Origin of the sequence: uncultured Tepidimonas sp. (assembly GCF_938045175.1) — a bacterium.
Classification (GTDB): Bacteria; Pseudomonadota; Gammaproteobacteria; order Burkholderiales; family Burkholderiaceae_C; genus Tepidimonas.
The window spans coordinates 1-21,496 of record NZ_CALIND010000100.1; the positions used below are offsets into that span (position 1 = coordinate 1).

General features: G+C 67.6%; 22 protein-coding genes and 1 pseudogene. 17 read left to right on the forward strand and 6 right to left on the reverse strand.

Translation table 11 applies throughout. The features are described 5' to 3' along the window. Both Q0716_RS05270 and gpmA read right to left on the reverse strand, forming a co-directional pair. Positions 1-158: pseudogene (locus Q0716_RS05270) on the reverse strand (peptidase S41); the annotation flags it as partial. Between the two features lie 97 nt (positions 159-255). Continuing rightward, a complete protein-coding gene (gene gpmA / locus Q0716_RS05275) occupies positions 256-999 on the reverse strand; it encodes a 2,3-diphosphoglycerate-dependent phosphoglycerate mutase (RefSeq protein ID WP_299020477.1) in 744 nt (247 codons plus the stop codon). Between the two features lie 106 nt (positions 1,000-1,105). Between gpmA and Q0716_RS05280 the strand changes: the two genes are divergently transcribed. The 4 genes from Q0716_RS05280 (at position 1,106) to Q0716_RS05295 (ending at position 3,470) form a co-directional block, all read left to right on the forward strand. Continuing rightward, on the forward strand, positions 1,106-1,510 hold the full coding sequence (locus Q0716_RS05280; RefSeq protein WP_299020479.1) for a rhodanese-like domain-containing protein: 405 nt from the start codon (positions 1,106-1,108) through the stop codon (positions 1,508-1,510). A 22-nt stretch (positions 1,511-1,532) separates the two neighbouring features. Then, entirely contained in the window at positions 1,533-1,793 is a 261-nt protein-coding gene (gene grxC, locus Q0716_RS05285) for a glutaredoxin 3 (RefSeq protein WP_299020481.1), read from the forward strand. Between the two features lie 156 nt (positions 1,794-1,949). Continuing rightward, positions 1,950-2,402, forward strand: a complete 453-nt coding sequence (gene secB / locus Q0716_RS05290; RefSeq protein WP_299020484.1) for a protein-export chaperone SecB — start codon at positions 1,950-1,952, stop codon at positions 2,400-2,402. A 45-nt stretch (positions 2,403-2,447) separates the two neighbouring features. Further along, the gene (locus Q0716_RS05295; protein ID WP_299020487.1) at positions 2,448-3,470 is read left to right on the forward strand and encodes an NAD(P)H-dependent glycerol-3-phosphate dehydrogenase; all 1,023 of its coding nucleotides are present in this window, start codon (positions 2,448-2,450) and stop codon (positions 3,468-3,470) included. A gap of 21 nt (positions 3,471-3,491) precedes the next feature. Here Q0716_RS05295 and panC read toward each other — a convergent pair whose 3' ends face one another. Both panC and panB read right to left on the reverse strand, forming a co-directional pair. Next, positions 3,492-4,343 carry a pantoate--beta-alanine ligase gene (panC, locus tag Q0716_RS05300; protein WP_299020490.1) on the reverse strand — a complete coding sequence of 284 codons (852 nt, stop codon included), beginning with the start codon at positions 4,341-4,343 and terminating at the stop codon, positions 3,492-3,494. Between the two features lie 13 nt (positions 4,344-4,356). Beyond that, positions 4,357-5,232, reverse strand: coding sequence for a 3-methyl-2-oxobutanoate hydroxymethyltransferase (gene panB / locus Q0716_RS05305; protein ID WP_299020493.1), 876 nt, complete (start codon positions 5,230-5,232; stop codon positions 4,357-4,359). A 94-nt stretch (positions 5,233-5,326) separates the two neighbouring features. Between panB and nadC the strand changes: the two genes are divergently transcribed. From nadC to aceA, 4 genes are all read left to right on the forward strand, one after another. After that, on the forward strand, positions 5,327-6,223 hold the full coding sequence (gene nadC, locus Q0716_RS05310) for a carboxylating nicotinate-nucleotide diphosphorylase (RefSeq protein WP_299020496.1): 897 nt from the start codon (positions 5,327-5,329) through the stop codon (positions 6,221-6,223). A 7-nt stretch (positions 6,224-6,230) separates the two neighbouring features. Continuing rightward, positions 6,231-7,328: a quinolinate synthase NadA gene (gene nadA, locus Q0716_RS05315; RefSeq protein ID WP_299020498.1), complete on the forward strand. Its 1,098-nt coding sequence runs from the start codon at positions 6,231-6,233 to the stop codon at positions 7,326-7,328. Positions 7,329-7,488: 160 nt separating this feature from the next. After that, complete coding sequence (locus tag Q0716_RS05320) at positions 7,489-8,103, forward strand: hypothetical protein (RefSeq protein WP_299020501.1); 615 nt, start codon at positions 7,489-7,491, stop codon at positions 8,101-8,103. A gap of 332 nt (positions 8,104-8,435) precedes the next feature. Next, positions 8,436-9,755 carry an isocitrate lyase gene (aceA, locus tag Q0716_RS05325; protein WP_299020504.1) on the forward strand — a complete coding sequence of 440 codons (1,320 nt, stop codon included), beginning with the start codon at positions 8,436-8,438 and terminating at the stop codon, positions 9,753-9,755. Positions 9,756-9,783: 28 nt separating this feature from the next. Here aceA and Q0716_RS05330 read toward each other — a convergent pair whose 3' ends face one another. Further along, positions 9,784-10,362 (reverse strand): malonic semialdehyde reductase, encoded by a 579-nt coding sequence (locus tag Q0716_RS05330; protein WP_299020507.1) that lies wholly within the window; start codon positions 10,360-10,362, stop codon positions 9,784-9,786. Between the two features lie 217 nt (positions 10,363-10,579). Between Q0716_RS05330 and thrS the strand changes: the two genes are divergently transcribed. The 7 genes from thrS (at position 10,580) to Q0716_RS05365 (ending at position 18,033) form a co-directional block, all read left to right on the forward strand. After that, positions 10,580-12,505 carry a threonine--tRNA ligase gene (gene thrS / locus Q0716_RS05335; RefSeq protein WP_299020510.1) on the forward strand — a complete coding sequence of 642 codons (1,926 nt, stop codon included), beginning with the start codon at positions 10,580-10,582 and terminating at the stop codon, positions 12,503-12,505. A gap of 15 nt (positions 12,506-12,520) precedes the next feature. Then, entirely contained in the window at positions 12,521-13,126 is a 606-nt protein-coding gene (gene infC, locus Q0716_RS05340; protein WP_299020554.1) for a translation initiation factor IF-3, read from the forward strand. A gap of 223 nt (positions 13,127-13,349) precedes the next feature. Further along, positions 13,350-13,553, forward strand: coding sequence for a 50S ribosomal protein L35 (gene rpmI, locus Q0716_RS05345; protein WP_299020512.1), 204 nt, complete (start codon positions 13,350-13,352; stop codon positions 13,551-13,553). Between the two features lie 35 nt (positions 13,554-13,588). Then, a complete protein-coding gene (gene rplT, locus Q0716_RS05350) occupies positions 13,589-13,969 on the forward strand; it encodes a 50S ribosomal protein L20 (protein ID WP_299020516.1) in 381 nt (126 codons plus the stop codon). Between the two features lie 126 nt (positions 13,970-14,095). After that, a complete protein-coding gene (gene pheS / locus Q0716_RS05355) occupies positions 14,096-15,166 on the forward strand; it encodes a phenylalanine--tRNA ligase subunit alpha (protein WP_299020519.1) in 1,071 nt (356 codons plus the stop codon). 21 nt (positions 15,167-15,187) lie between these two features. After that, the gene (gene pheT, locus Q0716_RS05360; protein WP_299020523.1) at positions 15,188-17,611 is read left to right on the forward strand and encodes a phenylalanine--tRNA ligase subunit beta; all 2,424 of its coding nucleotides are present in this window, start codon (positions 15,188-15,190) and stop codon (positions 17,609-17,611) included. Positions 17,612-17,673: 62 nt separating this feature from the next. Continuing rightward, positions 17,674-18,033 carry an integration host factor subunit alpha gene (locus tag Q0716_RS05365; RefSeq protein WP_299020526.1) on the forward strand — a complete coding sequence of 120 codons (360 nt, stop codon included), beginning with the start codon at positions 17,674-17,676 and terminating at the stop codon, positions 18,031-18,033. Here Q0716_RS05365 and Q0716_RS05370 read toward each other — a convergent pair. Next, a complete protein-coding gene (locus tag Q0716_RS05370) occupies positions 17,981-18,883 on the reverse strand; it encodes a DMT family transporter (RefSeq protein ID WP_299020529.1) in 903 nt (300 codons plus the stop codon). The genes Q0716_RS05365 and Q0716_RS05370 overlap by 53 nt on opposite strands. A 68-nt stretch (positions 18,884-18,951) precedes the next feature. Here Q0716_RS05370 and Q0716_RS05375 point away from each other — a divergent pair, with 68 nt between their 5' ends. Beyond that, positions 18,952-20,364 (forward strand): phosphomannomutase/phosphoglucomutase, encoded by a 1,413-nt coding sequence (locus Q0716_RS05375; protein WP_299020531.1) that lies wholly within the window; start codon positions 18,952-18,954, stop codon positions 20,362-20,364. 14 nt (positions 20,365-20,378) lie between these two features. Continuing rightward, positions 20,379-21,467 carry a glycosyltransferase family 4 protein gene (locus Q0716_RS05380; RefSeq protein ID WP_299020534.1) on the forward strand — a complete coding sequence of 363 codons (1,089 nt, stop codon included), beginning with the start codon at positions 20,379-20,381 and terminating at the stop codon, positions 21,465-21,467. The last annotated feature ends 29 nt before the right edge of the window (positions 21,468-21,496 follow it).

A 21,496-nucleotide genomic window follows, 5' to 3' on the forward strand; every position in this document is an offset into this window, starting at 1 on the left:
GTCTTGATCATGCCGAAGACCGCTGCGAGCTGCTGCAGCTCTTCCAACGGCAATGGCGCCAGCGATGCGCGCGCCGTGGCTTGTAGTTGCACGGTCGTCAATGCGCCCGCCAGCGCCCCCAGCGCGATCCAACCGGCAATCTTCAATTTGTGCCCCATGACAGTCCCGTTCGTCAATCGACGCCTCAATATACCTCTTGGAGCGCCGCTGCGCTCGCCCGGTTCCGGACGGGCCTGGCGATATTGGGCGCTTTCGTCAGGCCTTGGCTTGGTGGGCCACGGCTGCTGCTGCCGCCTCGGCCGCGGCCGCATCACCCAGATAGTAGCGGCGCAGCGGACGCAGGTCATCGTCGAACTCGACCACCAGCGGAATGCCGTTGGGGATGTTGAGCCCGACGATGTCAGCGTCCGAGATACCATCCAGGTGCTTGATGAGCGCGCGGATCGAATTGCCGTGCGCCGAGATGAGCACGCGCTCGCCGCGCCGGATGGCGGGCGCGATGGTGTCGTTCCAGTAGGGCACGACGCGCGCCACCGTGTCCTTGAGGCACTCGGTCAGCGGAATCTGCTCAGGAGGCAGGTGCGCATAGCGGCGGTCGTGGCGTTCGCTGCGCGGGTCGTTGGGATCCAGCGGGGGCGGCGGCACGTCGTAGCTGCGGCGCCACACGAGCACCTGTTCCTCACCGTACTGCCGCGCCATGTCGGCCTTGTTGAGGCCCTGCAGCGCGCCATAGTGGCGCTCGTTGAGCCGCCAGTCTTTGATGACGGGCAGCCAGGCGCGGTCCATCTCGTCCAGCGCGTACCACAGGGTGTGGATGGCGCGCTTGAGCACGCTGGTAAAGCACAGGTCGAAGTCCCAGCCCTCGGCCTTGAGCAGGCGCCCTGCCGACATCGCCTGCGACACGCCGGTGGGCGTGAGGTCGACGTCGGTCCAGCCGGTGAATCGGTTTTCCAGGTTCCAGGTGGATTCGCCGTGGCGGATGAGGACGAGCTTGTGCATGGTGGCAGGGGTATGGAGCGGCGGCGGACGCCAGACAAAGCGACATTCTAGAATACCACCCGTGTTGGGCCGCGGGCCCTCAACCCAATGATGGAAGGCAAACGGAGTGGATTTCATTGCGCAGAACTGGATCTTGGTGGCCGTGGCCGTGGGCTCGGCCGTGTTGCTGTTGTGGCCGGCGGCGGGTGGCGCTGCGGGCGGGGTGACGCCCACGCAAGCGGTGCAGCTCATCAACCGCGAAAAAGCGGTGGTGATCGACGTCTGTTCGCCGTCAGAGTATGCAGGAGGGCACATCGCGGGCGCGCGCAACATTCCGTTGGACGCGCTGGAGCAGCAGTTGCCCCAGGCGGTCAAAAACAAGGCCACGCCGCTGGTGTTGGTGTGTGCCTCGGGCATGCGCTCGCGGCGCGCCGTGGCCATCGCCAAGAAATTGGGCTACGAGCGCGCGGTGTCGCTGGCAGGGGGCATGGCCGCCTGGCGCAGTGCAGGCCTGCCGGTGCAAAAGGCCTGATGCCGTATCTGGAGACACCCCGATGGCGCACGTACAGATCTACAGCAGTGACTATTGCCCCTATTGCCACCGTGCCAAGGCGCTGCTGCGCGCGCGCGGCGTGACCGAGTGGGAGGAAATCAACGTCGACGGTCGGCCCGACGTGCGCGAAGCAATGGCGCGACGGGTTGGGCGCACGAGCGTGCCGCAGATCTTCATTGACGGGCGCCACATCGGCGGCTGCGACGACCTGCACGCGCTGGACGCGGCGGGCGGTCTGGCGCCCTTGCTGCAGGGGCGCTGACGGTCGGTCGATGATGGTAGGCGCGCCCGGGGCGAGGGCTGCGGTCTCATCCTCCGGCATAATCGGGCGCAGTCACGGGTGACGATCGCGTCGCCAGTGAGTTTTCGACCCGCGGGGCCACATGCCGTGGCGTCCCCGCCCAACCTGCCTGTCACCATGTCCGACGATCAAACCCCGGTTTTTCAAATCCAGCGCGTCTACCTGAAGGAGTCGTCGCTCGAGCAACCCAACTCGCCCGCCATCTTTCTGGAGCAGCAGCAGCCCAGCGTCGACATCCAGCTCGGCGTCGAGGCGCAGGCGTTGGCCGACGGTGTGTATGAGGTGGGGGTGACGGCCACCGTGCACACCAAGATCGGCGAGCGCACCGTCTTTCTGGTCGAGTGCAAGCAGGCGGGCATTTTCGAGATCCGTAATCTGCCGCAGGAGCAGATGGGTCCCATCCTGGGCATTGCCTGCCCGCAGATCATCTACCCCTATCTGCGCGCCAACGTGGCCGACCTGATCACCCGTGCCGGCTTCCCGCCCGTGCACATGGCTGAGATCAACTTCCAGGCCATGTACGAGCAGCAGCAGGCCCAGCAGGCCAACGGCGCGACCGCCAACGCCTAAAGGCGCACACCGACCGTCGAGGACCGCGCGTCACGCGATCGCGCCATGCACATCACGGTGATCGGTGCCGGTGCCTGGGGCACGGCACTGGCCTTGGCCGCCAGCGTCACCCACCAGGTGCACTTGTGGGTGCGCGACCCGGCGCAGGCCGAACGCCTGCGCGCCGAGCGGGTCAACGCCCGCTATTTGCCCGGGGTGCCGCTGCCGCCCGGGTTGGTGTGCGCAGGCGGCGACCCCGAGGGGCTGCTGCCGTGGCTGACGCAGACCGACTTGGTCGTCGTCGCCACCCCCATGGCCGGGCTGCGCCAGTGGCTGCAGTGGCTGGCCCGGATGTTGCCCGAGGCGGGGCGCGCGGCGGTGCCCGTGACCTGGCTGTGCAAGGGCTTCGAGCGGCCGCCCGAGGGCAGCGCCGAAGGGCTGCTCGGACACGAGATCGCTGCCCGTGTCGCGCCGGCGCTGCGCGTGGGTGTGCTCAGTGGCCCCAGCTTTGCGCAGGAGGTCGCGGCCGGCCTGCCCACGGCGTTGGTGGCCGCCAGTGCCGATGCGGGGGTGCGCGCCACGCTGGTGCAGGCGTTTCATGGCGGCCACCTGCGCGTTTATGCCAACGACGACCTGGTGGGGGTCGAGGTGGGCGGGGCAGTGAAAAACGTGATGGCGATCGCCACCGGCCTGTGCGACGGGCTGCGCCTGGGGCACAATGCGCGCGCCGCGCTCATCACCCGGGGGCTGGCCGAAATCACGCGCCTGGGCACGGCGCTGGGGGCACGGGCCGAGACCTTCATGGGACTGTCGGGCTTGGGCGATCTGGTGCTCACCGCCACTGGTGACCTCAGCCGCAACCGCCAGGTCGGCCTGCTGCTGGCGCAGGGCATGAGCCTGGCGCAGGCGGTGGCGTCGCTGGGGCACGTGGCCGAGGGCGTCTACAGCGCGCGCACCGTGGCGCAACGTGCACACGCGCTGGGCGTGCGCATGCCCATCACCGGCGCCGTGGTGGCGCTGCTCGATGGGACTTTGCAGCCCCGCGATGCGGTCACGCGCCTGATGGCGCGCGATTCGGTGGCCGAATGAGCGCTCCGGCGGGGCCGGGCGTCAAAATTCCCAGTTGTCGATCAAGCGCGTGCGCCCCAAGCGCGCAGCCCCCAGGGCCACCAGCCGACCGGGTTGCAGGTCGTGCTCGGTGGGGGGCTGCAGGTCTTCGCGGCGGCGCACCGTCAGGTAGTCGGGCTGCCAGCCGCGCGCGGCCAAGGTCTGCATGGCATGGTGTTCGAGCGCGGCCAGGTTGTGCTCGCCCGCCAGCACGCCCGCGGCCAGCGTGCGCAGCGCCAGCAGCAATTGCGGCGCCTCGGCGCGTTCCTGTGGCGACAGGTAGCCGTTGCGAGAGCTCAGTGCCAATCCATCCGGGGCACGCTCGATCTCGCCACCGTGGATGGTGATGGGCAGCGCGAACTGCTGCACCATCTGCCGGATGATCATGAGCTGCTGGTAGTCCTTCTTGCCAAAGACGGCGTGGCGCTCGCCTTTGGCTTGGGCAAACACACACTGGAACAGCTTCATCACCACCGTGCACACACCGGTGAAAAAGCCCGGGCGGAAGTGCCCTTCCAGCAGGTCGGCCAGCGCCGCAGGCGGCTGCACCTTGAAGGTCTGCGGCTGCGGGTAGAGCTCGGACTCGGCGGGCGCAAAGACGATGTCGCAGCCGACCTCGGCCAGCCGGGCACAGTCGGCGTCCAGCGTGCGTGGGTAGGTGTCGAAGTCTTCGTGTGGCAAAAATTGCAGCCGGTTGACGAAGATGCTGACGACGCTGACATCGCCCAGGGTGCGCGCACGCCGCACCAGGGCCAGGTGGCCGTCGTGCAAATTGCCCATGGTGGGCACGAAGGCGGGGCTGTCGTAGCGGGCCAGGGCTTGCCGCAGTTCGGCGATGGTGTGGATGACTTGCATGAGGCAGCGGCGTTTACCACGCGTGCAGGGTGTTGTCGGGGAAGGTGCCGTTCTTGACGGCGGCGACGTAGGCGGCCATGGCGTCGTGCACGCTGGCCGCCCCGTCCATGAAGTTGCGCACGAATTTTGGCGTTTTGCCCAAGTGCACGCCCAGCATGTCGTGCATGACCAGCACCTGGCCCGCGGTGCCCGAGCCTGAGCCAATGCCGATCGTGTGACAGCGCGGCAGCTGCTGCGTGATCTCGGCGGCCAGCGCCGCGGGCACCATCTCCAACACCAGCATGGCCGCGCCCGCGTCCTGCAGCGCCAGCGCGTCGCGGCGCAGTTGCTGTGCCTCGGCGTCGCTGCGGCCTTGCACCCGATAGCCGCCGATGGCGTGCACGGTCTGCGGGGTCAGGCCCAGGTGGGCGCACACGGGGATGCCGCGCTCGACCAAAAAGCGCACGGTCTCCACCGTCCAGCCGCCACCCTCGAGCTTGACCATGTGCGCGCCGGCTTGCATGAGGGCGGCGGCGCTGCGCATGGCCTGCTCGCGTGATTCTTGGTAGCTACCAAACGGCAGGTCGGCGATGATCCACACCGTGCCCTGCACGCGACGCACGCCGCGCACCACGCACTCGGTGTGGTAGACCATCTCGGACAGGGATACGCCCACGGTACTGGGTCGCCCCTGGCACACCATGCCCAGCGAGTCGCCAATCAGCAAGCAATCCACGCCCGCGTGGTCGGCCACCGCGGCGAACGTCGCGTCATACGCGGTGAGCATGGCGATTTTTTCGCCGCGCTCGCGCATCTCGTGCAGGCGCGGCAGGCTGATGGGCTTGCGCGGCGGCAGTGGCGACGCCGAGGGCAGGGTGCCGTAGGGGGTGCGGGCGGTGGGATCGGTCATGGTCAGCTTCTCGACGAGACGCGCAAGTCTATTCCATACAGGGCCCTTGCCAATGCCGCTATGCTAGCGGCTGGCGTTTTCGTAGCACTTCACGATGGCTTCTTCCGCTCGTCCCGATCCGCTGTCCCTGCAGCCCCCCTTGCCCGACATCGCTGCCCAGGCGGCCGCCGACGTGGCGCGCGCGCTGGCCGAAGACGTGGGCACCGGTGACGCGACGGCCGCGCTGGTCGATGCCCACTTGCGCATGGGGGCGCGGGTGAACGCGCGCGAGCCGGCGGTGGTGTGCGGCGAGCCGTGGGTGCGCGCCGCCGTGCAGGCGCTCGACCCCAGCGCGCAGTGGCGCTGGCACGTGCGCGATGGCGAGCGCGTCGCGGCCGGGGCGGTGGTGTTCGAGGTGCAGGCGCAGGCGCGCGCGCTGCTGTCGGCCGAGCGCACGGCGCTCAATTTTTTGCAAACCCTGTCGGCGGTGGCGACGCAGACGGCGCAGTTCGTGGCAGCGGTACAGGGCACGCGCGCGCGCATCTGCGACACGCGCAAGACGCTGCCGGGTCTGCGTGTGGCGCAGAAATACGCGGTGCGTGTGGGGGGCGGTCTGAACCACCGCATGGGCCTGCACGACGCCGTGCTCATCAAGGAAAACCACATCGCCGCTGCGGGCGGTGTGCGCGCGGCGCTCGAGCGCGTGCAGGCGCTCGCGCCGCAGGCGCTGTTCGTGCAGATCGAGGTCGAGACGCTGGCGCAGTTGCGCGAGGCGCTCGATGCGGGCGCGCGCGTCGTCTTGCTCGACAATATGGATTTGGCCACGCTGCGCGAGGCGGTGCGCATCAACGACGCCCATCCCGACGGCGGCGCCGTGCTGGAGATTTCCGGAGGCGTCAACCTGCAGACCGTGCGCGCGCTGGCCGAGACGGGCGTCGACCGCATCTCGGTTGGTGCCCTGACCAAGGACATTCGCGCCATCGACCTGTCGATGCGGCTATACCCCATTTGATGTCACCATGGCTACCCTGATCGAAGTCGATGTCGAACAGCCCGCCTGCACCACGCGCCACGCGTGGGCGCGCGTGCCCGAGGAGCCCTCGCCAGCCGAGCGCGAGGCGCTCAAAGCGCGCATCCGCACGCTGCTGCGCGAGCGCAACGCCGTCATGGTGTCGCACTACTATGTGCACCCGGACTTGCAGGATCTGGCCGAGGAGACCGGCGGGATCGTGAGCGACAGCCTGGAGATGGCGCGCTTTGGCCGCGACCATCCGGCGCGCACGCTCGTCGTCTCGGGCGTGCGCTTCATGGGCGAGACGGCCAAGATCCTGTCGCCCGAAAAGACGGTGCTCATGCCCGATCTGGACGCCACGTGCTCGCTCGACTTGGGTTGTCCGGCGGACGATTTTGCGGCGTTTCGTGCCCAGCACCCGGACCGCACCGTGGTCGTCTACGCCAACACGAGCGCGGCGGTCAAAGCGCAAGCGGACTGGTTGGTCACCTCCAGCTGCGCGCTCGACATCGTGCGCGCGCTGCGCGATGCGGGCCACAAAATCCTGTGGGCGCCTGACAAACACCTGGGCGCTTACATCCAGCGCGAAACCGGTGCCGACATGGTGCTGTGGCGCGGCTCGTGTGTGGTGCACGACGAGTTCAAGGCCTTCGAGCTGGAGCAGCTGCGCCGCGACCACCCGGGCGCCAAGGTGCTGGTGCACCCCGAAAGCCCAGCCGAGGTGGTGGCGCAAGCCGACGTGGTGGGCTCGACGTCGCAGATCCTCAAGGCCGCGGCCGAGCTCGACGCCGAGGTGTTCATCGTCGCCACCGACAACGGCATGATGCACAAGCTGCGCGCCCTCAACCCGGGCAAGCGCTTCATCGAGGCGCCCACGGCGGGCAACAGCGCCACCTGCAAGAGCTGCGCCCACTGTCCCTGGATGGCCATGAACAGCCTGCGGGGCGTGCTGGAGGTGCTCGAAACGGGCCTCAACGAAATCCATGTCGATCCCGCGCTGATTCCCCGCGCGCGGCAGCCGATCGAGCGCATGCTGGCCTTCACCGCCGCGCTGCGGCGCGGGGAGCCGGCCGGGGCGCTGGTGCCGGGCATCGGCGCCGCTTGACCCTGGCCCGACAACCCCATCCCTGGCGTGGCTTTTGGCCACCCTCGAGACCTGGCGAAAAGTGCCGCCCACAATGGGTTAGGTCGATGAGGCTCGGGGAATGGCGATGCGTGATGGCAAAGGTTGGGTAACCAGGTGCGCGGTCGGGTTGGCCACGCTCATGGCAGCGTTGGCGGCGCCCGCACGTCCGCTCGAACTCGACGACGTGGCGCGCGAGGGTGAGCTGCGCTTTTTGGCCGAGCGACCTGACGCGGGCGCGTACCGCTATGACTCGCGCGTCGAGATCGAAGAGTCCAGCCTGCGCGATGGGGTGGTGCGCGTGCAGACCTGCCACCGGCAACTCGACCCCAACCCGCGCATCGTCGTGCTGTTCAACCGCGATCGCGTGCAACACATCGAGATCGTGCGCGCGGAAGGGGTGGAGCGCGCCTGGGTGGACGGGCACCGGGTCGAGCTAGCCGGGGTGCAGCGCGGCGGCACGGTGTGCATCGACCTGCGCTCGCGCGCGCTCGATGCGCTGGAAGATGGGCGCTGGCGGCTGCACGTCGGGCCGCTGATGCGCCGCTATCTGGATGGCTACCTGCCGATGGAGGCCGACCTGCAGGTGCGCTGGCCGACGGGGCTGCTGCAAGTGGCGGCGGTGGAGCCGGTGCCGCAGCCGGGCGTGCGCCTCAGTACCCAGGCCGATGGCGCCCACCTACACATCATATTCGCGGGTCGGTTGGCGGCGCGCTGGGAGTTGCAGCGCTCGTCTGCGGCGCCGACCGCGCGGTGATGGGGTTCTGGCGCGGGCCCATCGCCGGTCAAAGGCGATGGCGCCCCAGACATCGCCCTACTTTCATATGGTGAAACTCTGCTGCGCCATCGTGAAAGCAAGGAGGCGCGCCGCATTTGCAAGTTTTCGTATCACGGAAATAAGGTTTCGTATTGTGGCATAGCGTCGCTACGTCTTTGATTCTAAAAGATCAAAAAATGTCTTGTATAAGACACAAGACCAGTGATGTGTCTTATATAAGACTTATACTGTAGGCAACAGGTCAGGGTATCCATCAGCCCACTGGCAATGGTCCCGAGCGGTTTCATCCCATCCACCACAGGAGTGTCGACATGTCACAAAACCTCACCCGCGAGCAACAGATTGCCGCCCTCGAAAAAGACTGGGCCGAAAACCCGCGCTGGAAGGGCATCAAGCGCAACTACACCGCGGCCGACGTCGTGCGGCTGCGTGGTTCGGTGCAAATCGAGCACACGCTGGCCAAGCGCGGTGCCGACAAGCTCTGGCGCCTGATCAACGGCGAAGCCAAGAAGGGCTACGTCAACGCCTTTGGCGCCGTGACCGCCGGTCAGGCGATGCAACAGGCCAAGGCGGGTCTGGAGGCGGTGTATCTGTCGGGCTGGCAGGTGGCGGCCGATGCCAACACTTCCGAGACGATGTACCCCGACCAGTCGCTCTACGCCTACGACTCGGTGCCGACGATGGTGCGCCGCATTAACAACACCTTCAAGCGCGCCGACGAAATCCAGTGGAGCCGTGGCATCGGCCCTGGTGACGCGGGCTATGTGGATTACTTCCTGCCCATCGTGGCTGACGCCGAGGCTGGCTTCGGCGGCGTGCTCAACGCGTTCGAGCTGATGAAGAACATGATCGCCGCGGGCGCGGCGGGCGTGCACTTCGAGGACCAGCTGGCGGCGGTCAAGAAGTGCGGCCACATGGGCGGCAAGGTGCTGGTGCCGACGCAGGAAGCGGTGGAAAAGCTGATCGCGGCGCGCTTTGCCGCCGACGTGATGGGCGTGCCCACCATCGTGCTGGCGCGTACCGACGCCGAGGCGGCCAACCTGCTGACCAGCGACCACGACGCCAACGACCGTCCGTTCCTGACCGGCGAGCGCACGCAGGAGGGCTTTTTCCGCGTCAAGAACGGTCTGGAGCAGGCCATCAGCCGCGGCGTGGCCTACGCGCCCTACGCCGACCTGGTGTGGTGCGAAACCGGCACGCCGGACCTGGGCTTTGCGCGTGAGTTCGCCCAGGCCATCCACGAAAAGTACCCCGGCAAGCTGCTGGCTTACAACTGCTCGCCCAGCTTCAACTGGAAGAAAAACCTCGACGACAAGACGATCGCCGAGTTCCAGGACAAGCTGTCCGAGCTGGGCTACAAGTACCAGTTCATCACGCTGGCCGGCATCCACATCAACTGGTACAACACGTTCATGTTCGCCTACCACTACGCGCGCGGCCAGGGCATGAAGCACTATGTGGACATGGTGCAAGAGCCCGAGTTCAAGGCGCGCGAGCTGGGCTACACCTTCGTGTCGCACCAGCAGGAAGTGGGCGCGGGCTACTTCGACGACGTGACCACCGTCATCCAGGGCGGCTCCTCCAGCGTCAAGGCGCTAGCCGGGTCGACCGAAGAAGAGCAGTTCCACTGACCCCCGGGGGTGCCCCGGCTGCCGCCGATCACTCGATGCGGCAAGCCTCATCGAAGGGCAGCCGGGGCCCGCGTGGGAACAGTTGGCTGGCGTCGCCGTAGCCCAGGTTGCACAAGAAATTGGTGCGTACCGTGGTGCCGCCCCAAAAGGCGGCATCCACCGCGGCGGCGTCGAAGCCGCTCATGGGTCCGCAATCCAGACCCAATGCGCGCGCCGCCAGAATGAAATAGCCGCCTTGCAGGCTGCCGTTGCGCAGGGCGGTCGTCTGGATCAGCTCGGGGTTGCCCTCGAACCAGCGGCGTGCCTCGGGGTTGTGGGGAAAGAGCTGGGGCAGTTTTTCGTAGAAAGCCATGTCCATGCCGAGGATGGCGGTGACCGGCGCCGCTTCGGTCTTGGCACGGTTGCCCTCCATCAAGCACGGCAGCAGTCTTGCCTTGGCAGCCGGCGACGTGACGAACACGATACGCGTCGGGCTGCAATTGGCCGACGTTGGCCCCCATTTCATCAGGTCGTACAGCCGCTGCAGCAGCGCGTCGGGGACCTCCCGCGGCAACCAAGCGTTGTGGGTGCGGGCGTGGTCGAACAGTTGTTCCGTGGTGATCTGCATACGATGGAAATGCCGGATGGGTGGATCCTGAGGGACCACCGCCGCTCGTGGCGGCCCCGTGGCCCCGACCATGGCGGGGATGATAGCGTGCCCGCTTTTTTGCCGCTGCGACGGCGGACGATGACCGCTGGGGCGGGCACGCTGTGCGAAAATGGAGGGTTATGCGCTGGTCTGCGCCGAGGCGGGGCCCGACCAGTTCTTGCCAGTGAGCCCATACATGATTCAAATTACCCTTCCCGACGGTTCCCAACGCTCTTTCGACGCCCCGCTGACCGTGGGCGATGTTGCCGCTGCCATCGGCCCAGGCCTGGCCAAGGCCGCGATCGCGGGCAAGGTGCAGTTCGAGGGTGAGGCGCAGCCGCGCCTGGTGGACTTGTCGTACCGGCTGGAGCGAGATGCCCGCGTTTGGATTCTCACGGCCAAGGATCCGGAAGGGCTGGAGATCATTCGCCATTCGACTGCACACTTGTTGGCTTACGCGGTCAAAGAGCTGTACCCGGACGCCCAAGTCACCATCGGGCCGGTGGTCGACAACGGCTTTTACTACGACTTTTCGTACAAACGCCCGTTCACGCCCGATGATCTGGTGGCGATCGAGCAGAAGATGTCCGAGCTGGCCGCCCGCGATGAGCCGGTGGTGCGCCGCGTGCTGCCGCGGGATGAGGCGGTCGCCTACTTCAAAGGGCTGGGCGAACATTACAAGGCGGAGATCATCGAGAGCATCCCGCCCGGTGAAGAGGTGAGTTTGTACCGCGAGGGCGCTTTCGAGGATTTGTGTCGGGGGCCACACGTGCCCTCCACCGGCAAGCTCAAGCACTTCAAGCTGATGAAGGTGGCCGGCGCCTACTGGCGTGGCGACCACCGCAACGAGATGCTGCAGCGCATCTACGGCACCGCTTGGGCCAGCAAGGAAGATCTGCAAAAATACCTGACCATGTTGGAGGAGGCCGAGCGGCGCGACCACCGCAAGCTCGGTCGCGAGCTCGACCTGTTCCATATCGACGACCACGCGCCGGGGTTGGTGTTCTGGCACCCCAAGGGTTGGACGCTGTGGCAGCAGGTCGAGCAGTACATGCGCCAGGTGTATCGCGACAATGGCTACCTTGAGGTCAAGGGGCCGCAGATCCTGGACAAGGCGCTGTGGGAGAAGACCGGGCACTGGGACAAGTACCGCGAAAACATGTTCGTGACCGAGTCGGAAAAGCGCGACTACGCGCTCAAGCCGATGAACTGCCCGGGCCACATCCTGATTTTCAAGCAGGGTATCAAGAGCTACCGCGACTTGCCGCTGCGCTACGGTGAGTTCGGCCAATGCCACCGCAACGAACCCTCCGGTGGTCTGCACGGCATCATGCGTGTGCGCGGCTTCACGCAAGACGACGGCCACATCTTTTGCACCGAAGATCAGATCCTGCCCGAGTGTGACGCGTTCACGCGGCTGCTCAAGAAGGTGTACGCCGATTTTGGCTTTACCGAGATCCTGTACAAGGTCTCGACCCGCCCGGCGGCGCGCATCGGCTCGGACGCGCTGTGGGACAAGGCCGAGCAGGCGCTCATGGATAGCCTGCGCCACGCCGGCTGCGACTTCGTCATCTCCGAGGGCGACGGCGCTTTCTACGGCCCCAAAATCGAATACACCCTGAAGGACGCTATTGGCCGCGAGTGGCAGTGCGGCACCATCCAGGTCGACCTCAACCTGGCCGAGCGGCTCGATGCCGAGTACGTGGCCGAAGACGGCAGCCGCCAGCGCCCCGTCATCCTGCACCGCGCCATCGTGGGCAGTCTCGAGCGCTTCATTGGCATTTTGATCGAGCAGCACGCGGGGGCGCTGCCGGTGTGGCTGTCGCCCGTGCAGGTGGCGGTGCTCAATATCACCGACGCCCAGGCCGAATACTGTGGCGAAATTGCCAAGACGCTGCAGGATCAAGGCTTTAGGGTAGTCCTGGATCTTGGCAACGACAAGATCACCTATAAAATCCGGCAACAGGCCTTGCAGAAGGTGCCTTACATCCTGGTCGTTGGTGACAAGGAAAAGGCGGCCGGCACGGTGGCCGTGCGAGCGCGCGGTAATCAGGACCTCGGTGTCCTGCCCGTGGCCGACTTCGTGCAACGCCTGCGTTCGGACATCGCGTCCAGACATTGAAAGAGGAAACCCACCATCGCTACCACCCGTCCCAGTTCGTTTCGTGATCGTCGCCAGCGCGAGGAGCGCCAGCACCGCCTGAACCGCGAGATCACTGCCCCCGAAGTCCGCCTCACCGGCCCCGATGGCCAGCAGATCGGCGTCGTACCGATCCAGGAGGCCCTGCGCATGGCAGGCGAGCTCGACGTCGATCTGGTCGAGATCGCGCCGATGGCCACGCCCCCCGTGTGTCGCCTGATCGACTACGGCAAGTTCAAATACGCCGAGCAAAAGAAGGCGGCCGAGGCCAAGGCCAAGCAAAAGGTCATCGAGGTCAAGGAAGTCAAGTTCCGTCCCGCGACTGACGAGGGGGACTATCAGGTCAAGATGCGCAACATCCGGCGCTTCCTGGATGAAGGCGACAAATGCAAGGTCACGCTGCGCTTTCGCGGGCGCGAGATCACGCACCAGGAGCTGGGTCTGGCGCTGCTGGAGCGTATCCGCCAGGAATTGGGCGACAGCATCGTCGTCGAGCAGTTCCCCAAGCTCGAGGGACGGCAGATGATCATGATGATCGCGCCCTCGCGCAAAAAGGGTGGGTCGGCGAGTAAGGCCGACGCCCCGGCAGCGCCGGCAGCCTGAGTTCAGCGCAGCGGCGGGCGGCGCGCCGGGGGCGTGCAGCGCCTGCTATAATGAGCGGCTTCGCGTGGTCGGGCTCGTGCCTTCAAACGGTGTCGGCTCGGCGAGCGAAGCCGCTTCCGTGCACGGGTGCGGGGGCCAACCACAAGTGGCTCGGGGCCAACAAGTCCCTGGCGGGTGTGCCGGGGCGCCTCACGAGCACAAATCTCAACGACAAGGACTCATCATGCCCAAGATGAAGACCAAGAGCAGCGCGAAGAAGCGCTTTCGCGTTCGTCCCGGTGGCACCGTCAAACGCGGTCAGGCGTACAAGCGCCACATCCTGACCAAAAAGACGACCAAGAACAAGCGCCAGCTGCGCGGCCCGGCCAACGTCCATGAGACGAACATGGGCCACATCGCGCAGATGATGCCGTTTGCCGGCCTGTGACAGGCGGCGCCCCGTAACGAACCAGGAGTCCATCCATGCCTCGCGTCAAACGTGGTGTAACCGCACGCGCCCGCCACAAGAAGGTGCTCGCCCTGGCCAAGGGTTTCCGTGGCCGCCGCAAGAATGTGTTTCGCGTTGCCAAGCAGGCGGTGATGAAGGCGGGTCAGTACGCCTACCGTGACCGCCGTGCCCGCAAGCGCGTGTTCCGTCAGCTCTGGATTGCCCGCATCAACGCCGCGGCGCGCGAGTTGGGCTTGACCTACAGCCAGTTTGCCAACGGGCTGCGCAAGGCGTCGATCGAGATCGACCGCAAGGTGTTGGCCGACATGGCCGTCCACGACAAGGCGGCGTTCGGCGCCATCGTCGAGCGCGTCAAGGCCCAGCTGCAAGGTTCGGCGGCAGCGACGGCTGCCTGACGCAGCTGGCCGCCCGTGTGGGTGGCCGATCCGTCCGACCACGGGCCAGTCGCCGCGCGCGCTGGCCCGTTCGTCTTTTGTGGGGTTTCTGTCTTCCCCTCTTCCCGCCCTGTCTTGGAATACCGCATGAACGACCTCGAATCCCTGGTGCAGTTGGCGTGCGAGCAGTTTGCGCAAGCGCACACCCCCAGCGAACTCGAAAACGCCAAGGCGCGTTTTCTGGGCAAGAGCGGCGCGCTCACCGAGCGCATGAAGGGATTGGCGGCGCTCGCGCCCGATGAGCGCAAGGCCGCCGGTGCAGCGATCAACCAGGCCAAGCAGGCGATCGAGGCGGCGCTACAAGCGCGCCGCGCGGCGCTGGCCGAGGCCGAGCTGCAGCGCCAGCTGCAAGCCGAGGCGCTGGACGTGACGCTGCCGGGCCGCCAGCGCGGCGCGGGCGGGCTGCATCCAGTGAGCCTGACGTTGGAGCGCATCGAGGCCATCTTTGCCTCCATGGGGTTCGAGGTGGCGGACGGCCCCGAGATCGAGTCCGACTGGTTCAACTTCACCGCGCTCAACACGCCCGCCGACCATCCGGCGCGCTCGATGCATGACACCTTCTACGTCGAAGGCGGCAGCGAATCCGCGCCGTATTTGCTGCGCACGCACACCAGCCCGATGCAGATCCGGCATGCGGTGCAGCACGTCAAGCGCGCGCGCGCGGCGGCAGGCGTGACGGGTGAGGGCCTGTTCGCTGGCGACATGCCCGAGATCCGCGTGATTGCGCCGGGGCGCACGTACCGGGTGGACAGCGATGCGACGCACTCGCCCATGTTTCACCAGTGCGAGGGGCTGTGGATCGGGCGGCGCGTGAGCTTCAAGGATCTCAAGGTCGTCTTCACCGCGTTTTGTCGGGCATTTTTCGAGAGCGACGATCTGAAGCTGCGCTTTCGGCCGAGTTTCTTTCCGTTTACCGAACCCAGCGCCGAGATCGACATTCAGTTTGCCAGTGGCCCACTGGCCGGGCGTTGGCTGGAGGTGGCCGGCTCGGGCCAGGTGCACCCCAACGTGGTGCGCAACATGGGGCTGGACCCGGAGCACTACATGGGGTTTGCGTTTGGCATGGGGCCGGATCGGCTGACGATGTTGCGCTACGGTGTCAACGACCTGCGCCTGTTTTTCGAAGGCGACTTGCGCTTCCTGTCGCAGTTCCGTTGAGGTGGAAAGAAAGGCTTCCCGATGCAATTTCCCGAATCTTGGCTGCGTGCCTTTTGCAACCCGGCACTCGACAGCGAACGCCTGGCCGACGTGTTGACGATGGCGGGCTTGGAGGTGGAGTCGCTTGCGCCGGTGGCCCCGCCCTTCAGCGGTGTCGTGGTGGGCGAGATCCTGAGCGCCGAGCCGCACCCCAACGCCGACCGGCTGCGTGTGTGCCGGGTGGACGTGGGGCAGGGCGCGCCGTTGGCCATCGTGTGTGGCGCGCCCAACGCGCGCGCCGGCATTCGCGTGCCCTGTGCGCGGGTGGGGGCGGTGCTGCCGCCGGGCGATGATGGGCGGCCGTTCGAGATCCGCGTGGGCAAGCTGCGCGGGGTGGAGAGCCACGGCATGCTGTGCTCGGCGCGCGAACTGGGCCTGTCCGACGACCATGGCGGTCTACTGGAACTCGCGCCCGATGCACCGGTGGGGCGCGACATTCGCGAGGTGCTGGCACTCGACGACCGGATTTTTACCCTCAAGCTCACGCCCAACCTGGCGCATTGCTTGAGCGTCTATGGCGTGGCGCGCGAGGTGGCGGCGCTGACGGGCACGCCGCTGCAAACGCCCACGTTCGCGCCCGTGGCGCCACGCCTGGGCGACGTGTTGCCGGTGCGCGTGCAAGCCCCCGATCTGTGCGGGCGTTTCACGGGACGGGTCATCCGCGGCATCGACCCCACGGCGCGCACGCCCGAGTGGATGGTGCAGCGGCTGGCGCGCTGTGGCCAGCGCAGCATTTCGGCGCTGGTGGACATTTCCAACTATGTGATGTTCGAGCTGGGGCGGCCGTCGCACATCTTCGACCTCGACCGCATTCACGGCGGCCTGCAGGTGCGCTGGGCGCGTGCGGGGGAGACACTCACGCTGCTCAACGGCCAGACGGTGACGCTGGACGAGACGGTGGGGGTGATCGCGGACGACCAAGGCGTCGAATCGCTGGCGGGCATCATGGGCGGCGCGGCGACCGCGGTGTCGAACGCCACGCGCAACGTGTATGTCGAGGCGGCGTTTTGGTGGCCGCGTGCGATCGCGGGGCGCGCGCGACGCTTTCACTTCAGCACCGACGCCGCCCACCGCTTCGAACGCGGGGTGGACCCCAGCACGACGCGCGAGCACGTGGAGCGCATCACGCAGCTCATCCTGGACATCTGTGGTGGCGAGCCGGGGCCGATCGATGATCACGTGCTCAACGTGCCGCAACCGCAGCCGGTGACGCTGCGCGTGGCGCGCGCGGCACAGGTCATCGGCATGCCGCTGACGCAGGCCGAGTGTGCCGAGCCGCTGCGTCGGCTGGGACTGTCGGTGACCGAAGGCGAAGGCACGCTGACCGTCACTCCACCGCCGTACCGGTTCGATGTGCAGCTCGAGGAAGACCTGATCGAGGAAGTGGCGCGCGTGATCGGCTACGACCGTCTGCCCGACACGCCGCCTCTGGCACCCGTCGAGCCGCGCGTGCGGCCCGAGTCGCAGCGCTCCATCCACGCGCTGCGGCGCCAACTCGCGCAACTGGGCTATCAGGAAACGATCAACTTCAGCTTCGTCGAGGAGCGCTGGGAGCGCGACTACGCGGGCAACCCCGACCCGATCCGGCTGCTCAACCCGATCGCCAGCCACTTGAGCGTGATGCGCTCCAGCCTGTTGGGCAGCTTGCTGGCCGTGCTCAAACACAACACCGACCGCAAGGTGCCGCGCGTGCGGCTGTTCGAAGTCGGCCGCGTGTTCCGGCGCGACCCGTCGGTGCCGGACAGCGACACCACGGTCGCCGGCATCGACCAGCCGCGCCGCGTGGCGGGGCTGGCGTGGGGCGACGAGTCGGCGCTGCAATGGGGGGTGCCCGCACGGCCGGTCGATTTCTATGACGTCAAGGGCGATGTGGAGGCGCTGCTGGCCCCGCGCCGCGCCGTCTTCGAGCCGGCCCAGCATCCGGCCATGCACCCCGGGCGTTGCGCGCGCGTGCGCCTCGACGGCCGTGATATCGGGTTCGTGGGGGAGTTGCATCCGCGTTGGCGCCAGGCCGAGGGTTGGTTGCAGGCCCCGGTGCTGTTCGAGCTGGATTTGGACGCCGTCTTGCAGCGCCCGTTGCCGTCGGCGCAGCCCGTTGGCCGCCACCACCCGGTGCAGCGCGACATCGCCGTCGTCGTGCGCGAGGCGGTCACGCACGCCGAGCTGATGGCCGCTATCGGCGAGGTGGCCGCGCAGCAGCCGTGGTTGCGCGACGCCGTGCTGTTCGACGTTTACCGACCCAAGGTGGCCGGTGCCGGGGGGCTGGCCGAGGGCGAAAAGAGCCTGGCCGTGCGCCTGACCCTGGAGCGGCACGATGCCAACCTGACCGACGACGAGATCGACGCCGTGGTGCAGTCGGTGTTGCAGGCCCTGCAGCAGCGCATCGGCGCGCGCCTGCGCGCCTGATAGTGGTCGCATCGAGGGGCGCGGTTGGCCCTGGCCGCGCCGGTCCTGCTACGATTGCGGCCATGGCGACGCGTAACTCCCGACCGCACACCGCAGACGCCGACGACGGCGTCACCCTGACCAAAGCCGAGCTGGCCGAACGCTTGTTCGACCGCATTGGCTTCAACAAACGCGAGTCGAAAGACATCGTCGATGCGTTTTTCGACCTCATCGCCGAGCGCCTGATCGCGGGGGAGGACGTGCGCATCGCCGGCTTCGGCCAGTTTCAGGTGCGCGACAAGCCGCCGCGCCCGGGGCGCAACCCGCGCACGGGTGAGCTGGTGCCGATCGAGGCGCGGCGCGTGGTGACCTTCCACGCCTCGCCCAAGCTCAAGGAAGCGCTGCAGGCCGGCGCGCCAGACGCCAGCGACGCGGATCGATGAGTCCGCTGGAGAGCGCCACGCCGATCAAGATCACGGCGCCGCAGCCCACCATCCACGGGGTGATCGTCTCGCCCAGCAGCAGCGCGCCATAGGCCACGGCGAACACCGGGATCAAAAACGTCACTGTCAGCGTACGCGCGGGGCCAGCGGCTTCGATCAGCCGAAAGTAGAGCAGATAGGCCAGTGCCGTGCACAACACACCGGCGGCCCCCACGGCCAGCCAGGCATCGGCCCCAGCCGGCTGCGTGGGCCATGTCCACACCGTAGGCAGCAGCAGCCCCAGCGTGGCGCCGAACTGGCTACCGGCCGCCGTGGCCATCGGGGGGATGCCCATCAGGTATTTCTTGGTGTAGCTGGCCGCGATCGCGTACAGCACCGTCGCCCCCAGGCAGGCCAGCACGGCCCAGCCGGTGCCGCCCGTGCCAAAGTGCGCCTTGTTCCACGACAACAAGGCCACGCCCGCAAACCCCAGCGCCAGGCCCAGCGCGCGCCAGCGCCCCGGACGGTCGCCCAGCCACAGCCAGGCCACCAGCGCGCCAAACAGCGGCACGGTGGCGTTGAGGATGGCCGTCAGCCCCGTGCTGATGGACAGCACTGCGTAGGCGAACAGGCCAAAGGGAATGCCGGCGTTGAGTAGGCCAACGAACAAAATGCGCCCCGCGTGCGCCCGAAATGCGCGCCAATGCCCACTGAGTACCAGCACCGGCAACAACACCGCCCCAGCGATGGCCACGCGCAGCCCAGCCGTGGCCACGGGCCCGAAGGCCAGCGCCGCCTGGCGCATGAACAGGAAGGACGCGCCCCACAGGGCTGCCAACAAGACGAATTCGGCCGCGAGACGGGGCGACATAGGTGCGCATGATAACCGCACCTACAATCGGAGCCCTGTCACACACCCGACCGCCAAGCCCGCTTGCCATGACCCTTGCCGCTGCCGCCCGCCCGACCTTGCCCGCCCATGCCTTCAAGGCCTACGACATCCGCGGTACCGTGCCGGAGGTTATCGATGCCGGATTTGCCCGCGCGCTCGGGCGGGCGTTCGGCGCCCGCGCGCGCGCCATGGGTGAAGCGGTGGTGGCGGTCGGGCGTGACGGCCGCCTGAGCAGCCCGGAGTTGGCCGCGGCCCTGATCGACGGCTTGGCGTCCGCCGGGGTCGATGTGCTCGACATCGGTCTGGCGACGACCCCGATGCTGTACTACGCGGCGGCGGTTCATTGCCGCAGTGGCATCCAGGTTACGGGCAGTCATAACCCGAAACACCACAACGGCTTCAAGATGGTGCTGGCAGGCCGCGCCATCTACGGCGACGACATCCAAGCCCTGCGCACGGCGATGGAGGCGGGCGAGCCCACCGGTTCTGCGGCCGCGCTGGGCCAGGTGCGGCGTCTGGACATCCTGGACGAGTACCTCGCGCGCATCGTGCGCGACGTGCGGCTGGCACGGCCCATGCGGGTGGTGGTCGATTGCGGCAATGGCGTCACCGGTGCCTCGGCGCCGGCGCTGCTGCGGGCGCTCGGCTGCGAGGTGACGGTGCTCTATGGCGAAGTAGACGGCACGTTTCCCAATCACCATCCCGACCCGTCCAAGCCCGAGAATCTGCGTGACCTCATCGAGGCGGTGCAGCGCACCGGGGCCGAGCTGGGCCTGGCGTTCGACGGCGACGGTGACCGCCTGGGTGTGGTCACGCCCAGTGGCCAGAATATCTACCCGGATCGCCAGCTCATGCTCTTGGCTGCCGACGTGCTGTCGCGGGTGCCCGGGGGCACCATCGTGTACGATGTCAAATGCAGCCAGCGGCTCGCCCCCGCCATCCGCGCCGCGGGTGGGGTGCCGCTGATGTACCGCACCGGTCACTCCCTCGTCAAGGCCAAGATGCGCGAGGTCGGCTCGCCCTTGGGCGGCGAGATGAGCGGCCACCTCTTTTTTCAGGAGCGCTGGTATGGCTTCGACGACGGCAGCTATGCGGCGGCCCGGTTGCTGGAAATCCTGAGCCGCCACCCCGATGCGGGCGCGGTGCTCGAGGCGCTGCCCAATAGCCACTCGACGCCCGAGCTCAACGTGGCGTGCGCCGAGGGCGAGCCACACCGCGTGGTGGCCGAGCTGCAGCGCGTGGCGCGCTTCGAGGCGCCGGCGGAGGTGAGCACCGTGGACGGCCTGCGCGTGGACTGGCCCGACGGGTTTGGGCTGATCCGCGCCTCCAACACCACGCCGGTGCTGGTGCTGCGCTTCGAGGGGCACACGCCCGAGGCACTGGCGCGCATCCAGGCCGACATGCTGCAGTGGCTGCGCCGCGTCAAGCCCGACGCCGTGCTGGGTGACGCCGCCCATTGACCGTCCGCCACGCCATGACCGCAGCGCCCGTGCACCAGATCGCGTTGTCCCCGGACCCGGATCCCGAGGTCATCGTCTTCAACCTCAAGCGCCGCTACACCGGGGTGTCGGCCACGGTCAACGCCTTGGTGCCATTGCAGGCGCGCCAGTGGCGGCTGGCGTACTGTGGCACTCCCTTGCCGCACGGCATGCCCGGCATGACGCTGCGGCAGGCGATCGCCCTGTCCCGGCGGGCGCCGGTGGGGCGGCCGTTTCGCATCTGGCATGTGCGGCGCGACCACGAAATGGCCGCCGGCCTGTGGGCGCGCGACGTGCTGCAGCTGCCCATCCGGCTCGTGTTCACCTCGGCCGCGCAGCACCGCCACGGGTGGTTTCCGCGTTGGCTCATCAGCCGCATGGACGCGGTCATCGCCACCACGCCCAAGGCTGCGAGCTTCGTGCCCAACACCACGGCGGTGGTGCCACACGGCGTCGACCTGCAGCGCTTCAGCCCCCCGCCCGACAAGGCCAGCGCCTGGGCCGACAGCGGCCTGCCCGGACGCTACGGGATCGGTGTCTTTGGCCGCGTGCGGCCCGACAAGGGCACGGATGTGTTCGTGGACGCGATGATCGCTGCCCTGCCGCACCTGCCGGAAGTGACGGCGGTGATCGCCGGGCGTGCCATGCCGCAGCACGAGGCGTACCAGCGCTCGCTGCAGGCACGCATCGATGCTGCGGGTTTGCGCGAGCGCATCCGCTTTCTGGGTGAAGTACCGGCGGCCGAGGTGCACCGCTGGTACCAGCGGTGCCTGGTGTGCGTGGCCTGCCCGCGCTACGAGCCGTTTGGGCTGACGCCATTCGAGGCCGCGGCCTGCGGCTGCGCCCTCGTGTGTTCGCGCACCGGCGCGTTCGAGGAGCTGGTGCAGCCGGGGGTGCAGGGCGAGCTGGTCGATACCGGCGACCCCGTCGGCTTGGCGGCGGCCGTGCGCCGGGTGCTGGCCGACCCCGCAGCCGCGCAGCACATGGGGCAGGCGGCGCGGGCGCGCGTGGCGGAGCGGTTTTCGCTCGCGCACGAGGCGGCGGGCATCGGCGCGGTGTACGAACGGTTGTTTCGCGGTGGTTGAGGGCGAGACACGATCCCTCCCCGAGTGGT

Coding starts and splice junctions, on each gene's coding strand:
- grxC (WP_299020481.1), top strand. CDS start 1,533: ATGGCGCACGTACAGATCTACAGCAGTGACTATTGCCCCTATTGCCAC.
- Q0716_RS05295 (WP_299020487.1), top strand. CDS start 2,448: ATGCACATCACGGTGATCGGTGCCGGTGCCTGGGGCACGGCACTGGCC.
- pheS (WP_299020519.1), top strand. CDS start 14,096: ATGAACGACCTCGAATCCCTGGTGCAGTTGGCGTGCGAGCAGTTTGCG.
- Q0716_RS05330 (WP_299020507.1), bottom strand. CDS start 10,362: ATGCAGATCACCACGGAACAACTGTTCGACCACGCCCGCACCCACAAC.
- Q0716_RS05320 (WP_299020501.1), top strand. CDS start 7,489: ATGGCAGCGTTGGCGGCGCCCGCACGTCCGCTCGAACTCGACGACGTG.
- nadA (WP_299020498.1), top strand. CDS start 6,231: ATGGCTACCCTGATCGAAGTCGATGTCGAACAGCCCGCCTGCACCACG.
- aceA (WP_299020504.1), top strand. CDS start 8,436: ATGTCACAAAACCTCACCCGCGAGCAACAGATTGCCGCCCTCGAAAAA.
- Q0716_RS05380 (WP_299020534.1), top strand. CDS start 20,379: ATGACCGCAGCGCCCGTGCACCAGATCGCGTTGTCCCCGGACCCGGAT.
- thrS (WP_299020510.1), top strand. CDS start 10,580: ATGATTCAAATTACCCTTCCCGACGGTTCCCAACGCTCTTTCGACGCC.
- panC (WP_299020490.1), bottom strand. CDS start 4,343: ATGCAAGTCATCCACACCATCGCCGAACTGCGGCAAGCCCTGGCCCGC.
- rplT (WP_299020516.1), top strand. CDS start 13,589: ATGCCTCGCGTCAAACGTGGTGTAACCGCACGCGCCCGCCACAAGAAG.
- Q0716_RS05370 (WP_299020529.1), bottom strand. CDS start 18,883: ATGTCGCCCCGTCTCGCGGCCGAATTCGTCTTGTTGGCAGCCCTGTGG.
- secB (WP_299020484.1), top strand. CDS start 1,950: ATGTCCGACGATCAAACCCCGGTTTTTCAAATCCAGCGCGTCTACCTG.
- gpmA (WP_299020477.1), bottom strand. CDS start 999: ATGCACAAGCTCGTCCTCATCCGCCACGGCGAATCCACCTGGAACCTG.
- nadC (WP_299020496.1), top strand. CDS start 5,327: ATGGCTTCTTCCGCTCGTCCCGATCCGCTGTCCCTGCAGCCCCCCTTG.
- rpmI (WP_299020512.1), top strand. CDS start 13,350: ATGCCCAAGATGAAGACCAAGAGCAGCGCGAAGAAGCGCTTTCGCGTT.
- Q0716_RS05365 (WP_299020526.1), top strand. CDS start 17,674: ATGGCGACGCGTAACTCCCGACCGCACACCGCAGACGCCGACGACGGC.
- panB (WP_299020493.1), bottom strand. CDS start 5,232: ATGACCGATCCCACCGCCCGCACCCCCTACGGCACCCTGCCCTCGGCG.
- Q0716_RS05375 (WP_299020531.1), top strand. CDS start 18,952: ATGACCCTTGCCGCTGCCGCCCGCCCGACCTTGCCCGCCCATGCCTTC.
- pheT (WP_299020523.1), top strand. CDS start 15,188: ATGCAATTTCCCGAATCTTGGCTGCGTGCCTTTTGCAACCCGGCACTC.